Origin of the sequence: Comamonas suwonensis, assembly GCF_012844455.2 — a bacterium.
Taxonomy (GTDB): domain Bacteria; phylum Pseudomonadota; class Gammaproteobacteria; order Burkholderiales; family Burkholderiaceae_C; genus Comamonas; species Comamonas suwonensis.
On record NZ_JABBCQ020000009.1, the window covers coordinates 14,019 to 28,096 of the forward strand.

11 protein-coding genes are annotated in these 14,078 nt (G+C 61.6%); 9 read left to right on the top strand and 2 right to left on the bottom strand.

The genetic code is table 11. The annotated features are described in order from the left end of the window. Nucleotides 1-143: 143 nt before the first annotated feature. Nucleotides 144-623, bottom strand: a complete 480-nt coding sequence (locus HF327_RS11420; protein WP_169108351.1) for a VOC family protein — start codon at nucleotides 621-623, stop codon at nucleotides 144-146. A gap of 427 nt (nucleotides 624-1,050) precedes the next feature. On the opposite strand from HF327_RS11420, the gene HF327_RS11425 reads away from it, so the two are divergent. The 5 genes from HF327_RS11425 (at nucleotide 1,051) to HF327_RS11445 (ending at nucleotide 7,631) form a co-directional block, all read left to right on the top strand. Further along, on the top strand, nucleotides 1,051-1,668 hold the full coding sequence (locus HF327_RS11425) for a (2Fe-2S)-binding protein (RefSeq protein ID WP_169108352.1): 618 nt from the start codon (nucleotides 1,051-1,053) through the stop codon (nucleotides 1,666-1,668). Between the two features lie 2 nt (nucleotides 1,669-1,670). After that, nucleotides 1,671-3,974 carry a xanthine dehydrogenase family protein molybdopterin-binding subunit gene (locus HF327_RS11430; protein WP_169108353.1) on the top strand — a complete coding sequence of 768 codons (2,304 nt, stop codon included), beginning with the start codon at nucleotides 1,671-1,673 and terminating at the stop codon, nucleotides 3,972-3,974. A gap of 23 nt (nucleotides 3,975-3,997) precedes the next feature. After that, nucleotides 3,998-5,296 (top strand): c-type cytochrome, encoded by a 1,299-nt coding sequence (locus HF327_RS11435; protein ID WP_169108354.1) that lies wholly within the window; start codon nucleotides 3,998-4,000, stop codon nucleotides 5,294-5,296. A 118-nt stretch (nucleotides 5,297-5,414) separates the two neighbouring features. After that, entirely contained in the window at nucleotides 5,415-6,497 is a 1,083-nt protein-coding gene (locus HF327_RS11440) for an XdhC family protein (RefSeq protein WP_169108355.1), read from the top strand. A 105-nt stretch (nucleotides 6,498-6,602) separates the two neighbouring features. Next, a complete protein-coding gene (locus HF327_RS11445) occupies nucleotides 6,603-7,631 on the top strand; it encodes a DNA/RNA non-specific endonuclease (RefSeq protein ID WP_169108356.1) in 1,029 nt (342 codons plus the stop codon). A 120-nt stretch (nucleotides 7,632-7,751) separates the two neighbouring features. Here HF327_RS11445 and HF327_RS11450 read toward each other — a convergent pair whose 3' ends face one another. Continuing rightward, nucleotides 7,752-8,693 carry a LysR substrate-binding domain-containing protein gene (locus tag HF327_RS11450; protein WP_169108357.1) on the bottom strand — a complete coding sequence of 314 codons (942 nt, stop codon included), beginning with the start codon at nucleotides 8,691-8,693 and terminating at the stop codon, nucleotides 7,752-7,754. A gap of 130 nt (nucleotides 8,694-8,823) precedes the next feature. On the opposite strand from HF327_RS11450, the gene HF327_RS11455 reads away from it, so the two are divergent. The 4 genes from HF327_RS11455 (at nucleotide 8,824) to HF327_RS11470 (ending at nucleotide 14,078) form a co-directional block, all read left to right on the top strand. Continuing rightward, nucleotides 8,824-9,819: a Bug family tripartite tricarboxylate transporter substrate binding protein gene (locus HF327_RS11455; RefSeq protein ID WP_169108358.1), complete on the top strand. Its 996-nt coding sequence runs from the start codon at nucleotides 8,824-8,826 to the stop codon at nucleotides 9,817-9,819. A gap of 48 nt (nucleotides 9,820-9,867) precedes the next feature. Further along, complete coding sequence (locus tag HF327_RS11460; protein WP_169108359.1) at nucleotides 9,868-11,391, top strand: UxaA family hydrolase; 1,524 nt, start codon at nucleotides 9,868-9,870, stop codon at nucleotides 11,389-11,391. A gap of 38 nt (nucleotides 11,392-11,429) precedes the next feature. Then, a complete protein-coding gene (locus tag HF327_RS11465; RefSeq protein WP_169108360.1) occupies nucleotides 11,430-12,905 on the top strand; it encodes an NAD-dependent succinate-semialdehyde dehydrogenase in 1,476 nt (491 codons plus the stop codon). A 171-nt stretch (nucleotides 12,906-13,076) separates the two neighbouring features. Beyond that, nucleotides 13,077-14,078: a Bug family tripartite tricarboxylate transporter substrate binding protein gene (locus HF327_RS11470; RefSeq protein WP_169108361.1), complete on the top strand. Its 1,002-nt coding sequence runs from the start codon at nucleotides 13,077-13,079 to the stop codon at nucleotides 14,076-14,078.

The window sequence follows — 14,078 nt, forward strand, 5'->3', positions numbered from 1 at the left end:
GAGACCATTTACCCTATTGCGTTCTGAGCTTGGCAAAGTGCGCCAAGCTGGTGTACAGCCTTGCCGCAGCCCACGACTTCGGTGCACAAGAAAATAGCTGCCGAGTGTTTCTCGACAGCCCAATACACCGCCTGCAGGCGAAATCACCCACGCCATGCGGCTTCGATTGCGGCGATATCGATTTTGCGCATGCCCATCATGGCGTCAAAAGCGCGCTTGGCCGCTGCGCGATCAGGATCACTTATGGCTGTAGTCAGCACACGCGGCGTGATTTGCCACGACAGCCCCCACTTGTCTTTGCACCAACCACATTGGCTTTCCTGCCCGCCGTTGCCAACAATTGCGTTCCAAAGCCGATCCGTTTCTTGTTGACTGTCCGTCGCCACCTGAAATGAGAATGCCTCGCTGTGCTTGAAAGCAGGCCCTCCGTTCAGACCCAGGCACGGAATTCCCATTACGCTGAATTCGACGGTCAATACATTGCCTTGCTTGCCTGCAGGATAGTCACCCGGTGCCTGGCTGACAGCTCCCACTGAACTATCAGGAAAAGTCTGGGCGTAGAACTTTGCGGCTTCCAGAGCCTCGCTTTCATACCAGAGGCAAATCACATTTTTGCTGACCATAAGGAGCGCTCCTGAACAAAGGCAGAGACATCTCTGCGGGTGGTGAAAGCTTCTCAAACAAGCCGTGGGTATTTTCGACTCACAGCGTTATTAAATTGGACTCGCATTCGCCTGCGAACTCAATACCAAGAGCTATCTGCGCGGGCATCAGCCACCAATATCCGCTTTGCGCACCGTAACGGTTCCAGCAACAGGCTTATATATCCATCACAGCCGCCCTGTTGCGCCGCAAAAGCCCTGATGGTCAGGCTTTCACGCTCAGCAAGAGCATTTGCTCACTACCAGACCAACACGCATCTGGCTCGCACACACCAGATCAGCCGACTCTGCTTTAGATCAAGTCAACCCGGTCTATTTTTGTATAGTCATATAATTGACTACACATATATAAGACCCAAATTCTTGAAACCTACGATCAGCTGACGTCATGAAATTCACACTAAACGGCCAGGAAGTGGATGCGCAAAGCGCCACTGCCGACACTCCTCTTCTGTATGTACTGCGCAATGACATGCAGCTCAACGGTCCTAAATTCGGTTGCGGCCTGGGCGAATGCGGTGCCTGCGCCGTGCTGATCGATGGCAAGGTGGCGCGCTCATGCTCGGTACCGTTGAATGCAGTCGCCGGCAAGAAGGTCACAACGCTTGAAGGCCTGTCGCCGGATGCCAGCAAGGCCGCCAGCACCAAGGCGCTGCAAGACCGCGCGGTGCTCGATGTCAGCGCTGCAAAAAACGATGCGCCCGCCGCATCGCGCACCTACACCCTGCATGTGGTGCAGCAAGCGTTCGTCGACGCTCAAGCTGCACAGTGCGGCTACTGCACCAACGGCATGGTCATGGCACTGGTCGCCCTGTTCAACCAGCAGCCCAAGGCCACGGACGATGAGATCAAGCACGCCTTGTCTGGTCATCTGTGCCGCTGCGGCACCCATGTGGAAATCATGCAAGCCGCCGCACGTGCCCGCGAATTGATTGCTCAAGGCCATAGCCCTGCCATTCCAACTGCGGCCGCCGCAGGCGCATCCACACAAGCAAAGGCTGCCTGATTATGAAATTTTTCACCAAAGACAATCAAGCCCAGCTGACCCGTCGCCAGCTGCTCAAGGCCGGCGGCATGCTGATGGTCGGCTCCGTCGCCGGCGGCCATCTGCTCATGGCCCAGACTGCCCCCGAAGCAGCCACCAAGGGCCCTTTTGCGATTCCTTCGGCCAAGATGGTGGACAGTTTCATCGCCATTGGTGCTGACGGCTCAGTCACCGCCTACAACGGTCACGTAGATCTGGGCACCGGCATCCGCACCGCGCTGGGCCAGTTGGTGGCTGACGAGCTGTATGTGGACTTTGCCGCCGTGACCATGGTGCTTGGCCACACCGCCCGCACCCCCGACCTTGGCCCCACCATTGCCAGCAACACCATTCAGGTGTCGTCCCTGCCCATGCGCCACGCCGCAGCCCAGGTGCGCCAGCTTCTGATCAAGCTTGCCAGCGAAAAGTCCGGCGTTCCTGCTGATCGCATCACCACGCAAAAGGGCGCTGTCATTGCAGGCGGCAAGCGCTTTGGCTATGGCGAGCTGGTGCAAGGTCTGGACCTGCAGATCGAAGTGGACGAGAAGATCGAGCTGCGCAAATCGGGCTTTGAGTACATCGGCAAGAGTGTTCAGCGCGTGGACATTCCCAATAAGGTGCTGGGAGCCCTCACCTATATCCATGATCTGCGCGTGCCCGGCATGCTGCATGGTCGTGTGATTCGCCCGCCCTATACCGGTGCTGACGCCACGGCCCCCCTGGGCTCCAGTCTGGTCTCGGTCGATGAAAAATCCATCGCCCACCTGCCCGGCATCGTCAAGGTCGTGGTCAAGGGTGACTTCGTCGGCGTGGTCGCCGAGCGCGAGGAACAAGCCATTGCGGCCATGCGCCAGCTCAAGGTCACCTGGAAGGAATGGGCAGGTCTGCCTGACCTGTCCCTGAACGGCCTGCACCAAACCCTGGTCGATCACACCAAGACCGATCGTGTGCTGCAAGAAGATGAAGGCGCTTTGCAAGCGGTAGAGCAAGCCAAGATTCAGCTGACACGCGACTATGTCTGGCCCTATCACGCCCATGGCTCCATCGGCCCATCCTGCGCAATTGCTGAAGTCGGCGATGCCCAGATTCAGGTCTGGACTGGCTCCCAAAACCCTCACGACGTGTGCAAGGACATCTCCAAGCTCATGGACGTGAATGCCGACAACGTCAACGTGACCCGCCTGGAGGCCTCCGGCTGCTATGGCCGCAATTGCGCCGATGACGTCTGCTCTGATGCCGTCCTGATGTCTGCTGCTGTTGGGGGCAAGCCCGTGCGCGTGCAATTGATGCGCGAGCAGGAGTCTGGCTGGGAACCCAAGGGCACCGGCCAGCTGATTCGCGTGCGCGGCGGCATGGACGAGCAACACAATGTGACTGCCTACGAGCTGCGTACCTGCTACCCCTCCAACAATGCCTCCGCACTGGCTCTGATCCTCACTGGCAAGGTCTCGGCCAAGATCGATGCGCAGCAAATGGGTGACCGCACGGCGATTCCGCAATACGAATACCCCAAGATGCGCATGATTTCTCAGGATGCCGTGCCCATCGTGCGCGCCTCCTGGATGCGTGGCGTTTCGGCCTTGCCCAATGTTTTTGCGCATGAATCCTGGATTGATGAATGCGCCTATCTGGCCAAGGCCGACCCTATCGAGTACCGCTTGCGCTACCTCAAGGACCCACGCGCCGTGGCCCTGATTGCTGAAGCCAAGAAACAATGCAACTGGCAGGACGGCCCTGCCCATCGCAACCCCGCTCCTGCAGACCAACGCCTGGTCAAGGGTCGCGGTTTTGCCTATGCGCGCTACATCCATAGCAAGTTCCCCGGCTACGGTGCAGCCTGGGCGACCTGGGCCGTCGATGTAACCGTGGACCGCGAAACCGGTGAAATCAAGGTGGACAAGGTCTTTGTCGCACAAGACACCGGTGCCATGGTCAACCCCGCAGGCGTGCGCCACCAGGTGCATGGCAACGTGGTGCAGTCCACCAGCCGCGTGCTCAAAGAATTTGTCACTTTCGACAAGAGCGGTGTGACCTCGCTGGAATGGGGTGGCTACCCCATCCTGCGCTTTGACGAGCTGCCAGAGATTGACTCTTTGCTGGTCGAGCGCCCCAACGAAGCCCCCATGGGCGCTGGCGAATCGGCCTCCGTGCCCAGCGCTGCTGCCGTTGCCAATGCCTTCTTTGACGCCACTGGCGTGCGCCTGTTTGAAGTGCCCTTCACGCCCAGCCGCGTGCTGGCCGCACTCAAGGCAGCCAAGGCAGATACCGGTACCGCTGCGTCCAAGTGACCCCACAGATAAAGAGCACACACATGCGAACGTTCAAAAAAATCCTGACTGGCGGTGCAGCACTGGTTGCCGTGCTGGCAGTCGCCGGTCTGGCACTCACCCATCAGGGCGAGATCGCCACACAAGCCAGCATTCCATCCGCTGACTTTACCCCCCAGCAAATCGCCAAGGGCAAGCTGCTGGCCGCCATGGGCGACTGCGCCGTCTGCCACACCGCAGCCAACGGCAAGACCAATGCCGGCGGTCTGGCCATGCCCAGCCCCTTCGGCACCATCTACACCAGCAACATCACGCCAGACATGCAGACCGGCATTGGCAGCTGGACCTATGAAGCCTTTGAGCGCGCCATGCGCCACGGTGTGGACCGCGAAGGCCAGTACCTCTATCCCGCCTTCCCCTACACGGCCTTCAGCCGCGTGACCGATGAAGACATGAAGGATCTGTACGCCTTCCTGATGAGCGAGCCCGCTGTATCGAATGAAGCGCCCAAGACCGCGCTGAACTTCCCTTACAACGTGCGCCGCGGCATTGCCGCCTGGAACTGGCTCAACCTCAAACCCGGCGTGGTCGCTGACGATGCACAGCAAGCCCCCGAGTGGAATCGCGGAGCCTATCTGGTCGAAGGCCTGGGCCACTGCAGCGCCTGCCACACCCCGCGCAACGGCATGGCCGCTGAGAAGACTGGCGAATTCCACTTTGCAGGCGGCAGCGCTGAAGGCTGGGACGCACCGGCTCTGACCTCCAAATCGGCATCGCCCCTGCCCTGGACCAAGGGTGATCTGGTTGACTACATGAAGACCGGCTTCTCCGAGCGCCACAGCGTGGCTGCCGGCCCCATGGCCCCCGTGGCCCACGGTCTGTCCCAGCAAAGCGATGCCGACATTGACGCCATTGCCACCTACCTGATGAGCTACCGCGACGCCAATGCCGCCCCCGGCGATGCCAAAGCGCTGATCGAAGAGAAGACTGCCAAGCCCAAGCTGGCACTGGACACTGAAGGCTACCGTCTGTACCAGGGTGCCTGCATGGCCTGCCACCGCGCCGACCCTTCGGCCAGCACCTTTGGCGTGCGCCCGCAATTGGCACTGAGCACCAGCCTGCATTCCGCCTCGCCTGACAACGCCATCATGGCCGTCCTGGAAGGCGTGCAGAACCCAGCCCATGCAGATCTGGGTACCATGCCCGCCTTCCGCCATGCTTTAAGCGATGCGCAAATTGCCACCCTGCTCAACACCATGCGCATGCAATACGGCGTGGATGCATGGAAGGACCTTCCCGCCAAGGTAGGCCAGCTGCGTAAACAGTCTCAAGCACAGCACTGATACACAGCACTCCCCACTGGCCTTCCCTGTCCTTCACAATGGCCATGGAAGGCCTTTTTACGCCGACAGCGGCACATGACTGATTCGGCAGTTGCCAGCTAAATAAAGAAAGCAAGCAATGGACAATATCGACGTCCTGGTCCTGAAGGCCTTACGCGACTGGCGCAGCGCCGGACAGCGCGCCTTGCTGGCCACTGTCGTGCGCACCTGGGGCTCATCACCCCGTCCCGTTGGCTCCATGATGGCCTTGCGTGAAGACGGCCGCGCCATTGGCTCGGTCTCTGGCGGCTGCATTGAAGACGATTTGATTGCGCGCCACACCCATTCGCTGAACCAGAACCAAGGCATTCCGGATGTTCCACCGCAACTGGTGCGCTACGGCGTCAGCGCCGATGAAGCCCACCGCTTTGGCCTGCCCTGCGGCGGCACGCTAGAGCTGCTGCTGGAGTTCAACCCCGACGCCGCCAGTCTGCAAGAGCTGGTGATCCAGCTTGAAGCCGGATCGCTGGTGAAACGTAGCGTGAACTGCGCCACCGGCGAAGCCAGCCTGCAGCTGGCCGAGCAGCCTGATGCGCTGGAGTTTGACGGCCACACGCTTACCAACCACCTTGGCCCCGGCTACCGCATGCTGCTGATTGGCGCGGGCGCGTTGGCCGAATATCTGGCCACGATGGCGCTGTTCAATGGTTTCACCGTCACCGTCTGCGACCCGCGCGAGGAATACATAGGCAGCTGGTCTGTGCCGCAAGTCAGCAAGGTGATGGACATGCCCGACGATGCCGTCACCGCCTTCAAGCCCGATGCACGCAGCTGCATTGTGGCTCTGACGCACGACCCCAAACTGGACGATCTGGCCCTGCTCGAAGCCGTGCAAAGCGCCGCCTTTTACGTGGGAGCCATCGGCTCGCGCCGCAACAACCATGCGCGCCGCGAACGCATGATGGAGCACTTTGGCGAGACCGAAGAATCACTGGCCAAGTTGCGCGGGCCTATCGGCCTTTATATCGGCAGCAAAACTCCGGCCGAGATTGCGGTGAGCGTGATGGCCGAAATTCTGGCCGTGAAAAATGCAGTGCCGCTGCCCCAAGCCATGTCGGTAGAAGTGGCCAAACACGAGCAGGACATTGTCATGAACGAAGCCAGCACACATTGTGCAATTCCAGAAATCGTCAGCCCGGCAAGCGCGGCGCAACAGCCCTGACAAGCACCAGGAAACAAGTCCTTTCGGACATCACAACATAAAGTGCGGCCTGCGGGCCGCACTATGCTTTTTGGAGCACGCATCCGGCGTACCATTGCCGCCTGAATGACGACCGCCAAGAAAAAGAAATCGCCTGCGCGCAAGCGCAGCCTTGCTTCCAGAGCTGCTGCCTTCGGCATCTTCCGCATCAAGCGCTTTGTGCTGTCTGCCGGAGCCTCGGCGCTTGCCAGCTTTCAGATTGCCAGTTGCAGCTTCGACCCGGCCTCATCGGCTGACAAGCTGCTCAATCAGGCGCTGGCCGCACTGCATATTCAGGCACTGAACATCCCTGCCCTGAGCGCTCTGAATGAGACGCTCAGCGCCTTTCGCAAAAACGGCTGGCCCGATCTCGATGCCCCTGCAGGCCACACCAGCTCCGTGGGCGGCAAGGTTGACAAGGTCGACGTCACGGCTTCTGGCCAGCCCACGCGCTTCGCCAACTGCTCGCAGTTCTTTCCCGGCGGCAAGGCACCAACTCTACAGCTTCACCCACATGAACGTGAGCTGTGCTTCAGCAGCTTCGCCGTGCTGCACAACGGCTCGACCAAGACACCGGTCTTTGTCGCCCAGCGGCTGAACCGACGCCTGCTGGAGCAAGGCCAGGGCTTGAAGCGCGCCGACAAGTTCTATGCCGATGCCCGCCTCCCCCGGGCTGAGCGCTCAGAGCTGGACGACTACAAGCACTCGGGCTACTCGCGCGGCCACATGGCACCGGCCGCGGACATGAGCACGCCCGAGGCCATGGCGCAAAGCTTTAGTCTGGCGAATATGGTTCCGCAAAATCAGATTCACAACGCTGGCGCTTGGAGTCAGGTGGAGCAAGCCACGCGCAAATATGCGCTGCGCGCCAAGGGCGATGTCTATGTTTTCACCGGCCCTGTCTTCACCAAGAATGCCGCGGTGATCGGTCCGGGCAAAGTAGCGGTACCCGACTACATCTTCAAGCTGGTCTATGACGCCAGCACCTATAAGAGCTGGGTCTACTGGCAGGCGAACAGCGCCGACACCCGCATGAGCGCGCCCATCAGCTATGAAGAGTTCACGCGGCGCACCGGCATGCCCTTGCTATCGTCCATCCCGGCGCAACGCGCTTGACTCAGACCCACAGGGAATCAAAAAAGGAAGCGAATAGCGCTTTACTTATATAGATCTCAGCTAATAAATTAGCTGAGATTGATTATATTCAAGCGCTAAAAGCTCATTTTTTAATAGCATTCAGGCATCCACTCCAAGCGCAGCCGTCTCACGCAAGCTGTCCACCAACAGCTGGCTGGCCGGCGTTTTCGCTCGCCCTCGCAACGTGATGATGCCCACATGCGGCAGCTCGATCGGCAGCTTGAGATTCAGGATGCACAGCAAGCCTTGGCGCTCGAAATGCTCGGCAACGCTGCGGGCCAGAAAGCCAATCGCTGGCCGCTGCTGCATGCTCGACAGCGTGACCAGAAAAGACGAGGTTTCTATGATGTCCGCCGGCGGCACCAGCTGGTGCTTGTAGAACATCTGAGCCAGCTTCGAGCGCGATGAAGCCCATGGCGGTGGCACCACCCAGGGCAGCTGCGCCAGCAGCGTCCAGTCCGGCTGCGGCGTCTTGGCCAACGGATGCTCGGGACTCACCACAATGCACATGGTCTCGGGGTACAGAGACTCGGTTTCCAGATCCGGCGATGCATAACCGGGCTCCAGCCGGCCTACGATCAAGTCCAGCTCTCCCACACGCAGCCTGGGCAGCAGCCGCGTGAGGTCGCCCTCCTCCACCATGACCGTCGTCAGAGGAGAGTGCTGCTTGAGCTGCAAAATGGCCGGCATCAGCAGGCTGGGCAAAGCGACCACCATCGCACCCACGCTGGTCCTGCCCACGCCGCCGCTAGCCTGCGCCGTAATTTCATCGCGCGTGCGCTGGTAATCGGCAAGCACCGAGCGGGCAAAGCGCACCACGGTGACTCCATGAGAGGTGGGCTCGGTGCCGCGTGTGGAGCGGAGGAACAGTTGCAGGTCGAACATCTTCTCGATCTCCACCAGCATCTTGGACACCGCAGGCTGAGTGATCGACAGGAACTCCGACACCCGTCCCAGGTGGCGAAACTCGTCCAGCGCCACCAGCAATTGCAGGTGGCGCAGCTTCAAGTTGGATCTCAGAACGCGATCTATCTGGCTCATGGGGTGTTTGCAGGATCTGCAGCTTCATAACCTAAAAGCTATGAAGCGAGTCCGCTATGTCATTAGATTGCAATCATTATCTTCAGAATAATCCGCGGGCAGACCCTAAAACAATGATTCGGAGACAACGATGAATCCCTCCCGCCCCATGACCAGGCGCCAGCTCGTGCTTGGCAGCCTCGGCACCGCAGCCTTGACCACGATACCGGCACGCGTGTTCGCCGCCGAGTACCCCGAGCGTCCCATCACCTTCATCTGCCCCTGGCCGGCCGGCGGCACCGCCGATCGCTCCATGCGCGTCATTTGCCAGATCGCGGCCCGCGAGCTCGGCCAACCGATTGCGCTGGAAAACCGTGCCGGTGCCTCCGGCATGATCGGCTCCAAGACCCTGTCTTCGGCGCGTCCCGACGGCTACACCATCGGTCAGATTCCGATTTCAGTAACCCGCTTTTCCCAGCTGGGCACGGTACAACTTGATCCGTTGAAGGACTTCACCTATCTGGCACGGACCTCGGGCCAGACCTTTGGCATTGCCGTGCCCGCGAACTCTCCGTTCAAGTCTTTGCGCGACGTGGTCGCCAAAGCCAAGGCCCAGCCCGGCGTCATCACCTATGCGCACGCAGGTATCGGCAGCGCTACCCATGTGGGCATGGAGCAGTTCGCACAAGCAGCGGGCGTGAAATTCAACTCTATCGCCTACAAAGGCGGCTCTGCAGCCTTGCAGGACGTGCTGGGCGGACAGGTCGACCTGCTGGCCGACAGCTCCTCCTGGGCACCGCACGTAGAAGCCGGCAAGATGCGCCTGCTGGCCACCTGGGGCGAGGCACGCACGCCACGCTTCAAGGACACTCCCACGCTCAAGGAGCTGGGTTTTGACGTGGTGGTGGAGGCACCCAACGGCATCGGTGCCCCCAAAGGCTTGCCCGCCGCCGTCGAAAAGCGCCTGCGTGATGCCTTCCGCAATGCCATCAACAGCGAGGAGTTTCGCAAGGTGGCCGAGAGCATCGATGCGCCGGTCATGTACCAGGACGGCCCTGATTACCGTAAATACATACAGGCCGTCTACCAGCAAGAGACCGATCTGATCCGCAAGCTCAATCTCAAGGAGCTGATGGCCAAGGGCTAACCCCCGCCATTGCCTGTCCCGTCCGCTTGCCGCTTTTCTACTTTTCTCATGAACCACAGCTCCCTGCTTCGTCTGCACCCGAACGACAACGTACTGGTTGCCAAGACCGCCATTGCCCTGGGCGAGGTGATCGCCGAATTCGGCGTGCGCGCCAGGGCGCAGATTCCCGCCGGCCACAAGATCGCAGCGCGGGCCATTGCGGCTGGCGAGAGCGTGTTGAAGTACGACACGATGATCGGCGTGGCCGCGCGCGACCTGCAAGCCGGCGACTATGTGCACAGTCACAACCTCTCCCTGGTGGACAGTTACCGCGACCCAGGCTTTTGCCAAGACGTGCGTGCTGTGGATTTTGTGCCCGAAGCGCAGCGCGCGACCTTCATGGGCTTCGAGCGGCCCGGCGGCGGTGTGGGCACGCGTAACTTCATCGGCATTCTGTCGTCGGTGAACTGCTCTGCCACGGTGATCAAGCGCATTGCCGCACACTTCACGCCCGAACGCCTGGCGGCGTTCCCCAACGTGGATGGCGTGGCTGCCTTTGCCCAGTCCAGCGGCTGCGGCATGTCATCGCCCAGCGAGCATTTCGACCTGCTGCGCCGCACACTGGCTGGCTATGCACGCCACCCGAATCTGGCCGGTGTGCTCATCGTGGGTCTGGGCTGTGAGCGCAACCAGGTTGATGCGCTGCTCGACTCCCAGAGTCTGGAGTCCGGGCGTCTGCTGCGCACGCTGGTGATGCAGGAAGTCGGTGGTACGCGCCAGACCATAGAGGCCGGCATTCGCGCCATCGAAGAGATGCTGCCCGAAGCCAACGCCGCACGGCGCACCAAAGTCAGCGCTGAGCACCTGAAAATCGGCCTCGAATGCGGCGGTTCCGACGGCTTCTCCGGCATTACCGCCAATCCCGCGCTCGGCGCAGCAATGGACTTGCTGGTGCGCCACGGCGGCACCGCCATCCTGTCCGAGACGCCCGAGATCCATGGCGTGGAGTTCATGCTCACGCGCCGCGCGGCCACCCCGGAAGTCGGTCAAAAGCTACTGGATCGCCTGGCCTGGTGGGAGCGCTATGCGGCGGGCCAGAACGCGCAGTTCAACGGCGTGGTCGGCCATGGCAACCAGGCCGGTGGTCTGGCCAATATTTTCGAGAAATCGCTGGGCTCGGCCATGAAGGGCGGCACCACGCCGCTGCGCGCCGTGTACCAGTATGCCGAACCCATCGTCGAGTCAGGCTTTGTCTTCATGGACTCACCCGGCTACGACCCCGTGGCGGCAACAGGCCAAATTGCCAGCGGTGCCCAGCTGATCTGCTTTACCACCGGGCGCGGCTCCATGTTTGGCAGCAAGCCCGCGCCGACCATCAAGCTGGCGAGCAACACGCCGATGTTCCGCCGCCTTGAAGAAGACATGGACATCAACTGCGGCGTGGTGATCGATGGCGAGCTATCCGTGCCCGAGCTGGGCCAGCGCATTTTCGAACAGATTCTCTGGCATGCCTCTGGCGAACCGACCAAGAGCGAGCTGCTGGGTCTGGGAGACCACGAGTTCGTGCCCTGGCACCTGGGCATCGTGAGTTGATTGTTCGCCCTCCCCACATTTTTAAATTTCCCCACGCCATGCCTTTGACTCTTTCGCGCCCCGACCTGCAACGCAGCACCCACTTCATCGCAGGCCAATGGCAGCGTCCTGAAGTCGGACCCAGTTTCGACGTCACCGATCCGGCTACCGGCACCGTGATTGCCTCCATCCCCGATGCCGACGCCGCAACCGCACGCAGCGCCGTTGATGCCGCCCATGCCGCCTTTCCTGCATGGCGCAAGACACCCGCCAAACAACGCGCTCAGATTCTCAAGCGCTGGAACGATCTGGTGCTCGCGCACCAGGAAGACCTGGGACGACTGATCTCACGCGAGCAGGGCAAGCCCCTGGCCGAAGGACGTGGCGAAGTCAGTTATGCGGCCAGCTACATCGAGTGGTTTGCCGAGGAAGCCACGCGCGCCAATGGCGAAGTGATTCCGGCACCGGCTCCGGGGCGACGCATGTTCGCCCTCAGAGAACCGGTGGGCGTGGTCGCGGCCATCACGCCCTGGAATTTTCCCGCAGCCATGATTGCGCGCAAGATTGCGCCGGCGCTCGCTGCGGGCTGCACCGTGGTCTGCAAGCCCGCCGAAGACACGCCGTTGACCTCGTTGGCGCTAATCGCCCTGGCGCAAGAGGCCGGCGTGCCACCCGGAGTGCTGAACATCGTGACAGCATCGCGCGAACACACACCTGAAGTAGTTGACGTCTGGCTTGACGACGCACGGGTGCGAAAAATCACCTTCACTGGCTCTACGCCGGTAGGCAAGCACCTGGCTCGCCGCTCGGCCGACACGCTCAAGAAGCTCTCTTTGGAGCTTGGCGGGAATGCGCCCTTCATCGTGTTCGAAGATGCCGACCTTGAAGCCGCCGTCGAAGGCCTGATGGCCGCCAAATTCCGCAACGGCGGCCAGACCTGCGTCTGCCCCAACCGCGTGTTCGTGCACGAGGCCGTGCACGATCGCTTTGCCGCACTGCTGGTGGCCCGTGTGGCCGCACTGCAGGTCGGCCCTGCCAGCGATCCGGCATCGCAGATCGGCCCGATGATCAATGCGCGCGCCGTTGAGAAGATCGAACGCCACGTGCAAGACGCTGTAGCGCGTGGGGCTGTCGTGCTGACCGGCGGCATGCGCTTGCCTGCACTGGGTGCCAACTACTTTGCACCCACGGTGCTGGCAGGTGCTGACGCCAGCATGGCCTGCGCCTGCGAAGAGACTTTCGGTCCGGTCGCTCCGCTGACACGTTTTTCCGACGAGGCCGAAGTCATCGCCCAGGCCAACGACACGCCATTCGGGCTCGCGGCCTATTTCTACTCCAACGACACACGCCGTATCTGGCGCCTGGCCGATGCACTGGAAACAGGCATTGTCGGCATCAACGAAGGCGCACTGGCCGCCGAGGCCGCACCGTTTGGCGGCGTGAAGGATTCGGGCTACGGCCGCGAGGGATCGGTGCACGGTCTGGACGACTACCTGCACACCAAATACGTCTGCCAAGGCGGGCTGGATGCCTAAAGCCGCAGGCCGCAGCGATGCGGCCTGCGGCCCGTACCTGAACGCAACGAGGAAGCCCAAACCACAGCAAAGCAAGAGATCCAACGCAGGGCCCGCAGCATGGAGCGGGGCTCTGCGCAACAGGGGCACCGCCCCATGCCATTAGAGCAATCACAAAAGGAGACAAGCACCATGAATTCTTCCACCCCTTCTCGCTTCAGCCGCCGTGGCCTGCTGCTGTGCGCCGCAGTCCTGGCCTGCCCGCTGGGCGCGCCGCTGGCCCATGCCGAAAGCGCCTACCCCACAAAACCGGTCACACTGCTCGTGCCCTACCCCGCCGGAGGCGCCAACGATGCGGTGGCGCGCCTCATCGGCCTGAAGATGGGCGAGGACCTCAAGCAGCCCGTGGTCATAGACAACCGGCCCGGCGCAGGCACGACCATCGGCACAGCGACAGCAGCCAAGGCGCAGGCCGACGGCTACACCCTGGTGCTGGGCTCACTGGCCAGCCATGCGGTCAGCCCCCACCTGTACGCCCGCCCCGGCTATGACGCGGTGGCCGACTTCGCGCCCATCGGCATGATAGGCGTGGTGCCAATGGTCCTGGTCGTCGCGCAGGACTCGCCCTACACCGATCTGAAAACCCTGGTGGAAGCGGCGCGCAAGCAGCCGGGTCAGCTCAACTACGGCTCTTCCGGCAACGGATCACCCTTGCACCTGGCCGCCGAACTGTTCAAGCAGCGCGCCCAGTTGCAGATCAACCATGTGCCCTACAAGGGCGGCAACGCCCACACCATGGACCTGATGGGCGGGCGGCTGGACATGATTCTGGACACCTTGACCAGCGCCTCGCCGCTGCTCAAGAGTGGCAAGGTGCGCGCCCTGGCCGTAGCCTCTGCATCGCGCCTGCCCGAGCTGATGAACGTGCCCACTTTCGCCGAGGCCGGCTATCCGGGCTTCGAGGTCAACGCTTGGTATGCGCTGTACGCCCCGGCCAAGACCAGCAAGGAAGTGCTGGCGCGCCTGAATACCTCACTCACCCAGGTGCTCAAGCAACCCGAGGTGCAGGAGAAATTCGCCCTGCTCGGCGTGCGCACCCGGTCCGGCTCGTCCCAGGAGCTGGCCAAATTCACAACCGACGAGTGGAGCCGCTACGGCAAGGTGATCCAATCGGCGGGCATCCGCATCGACTGA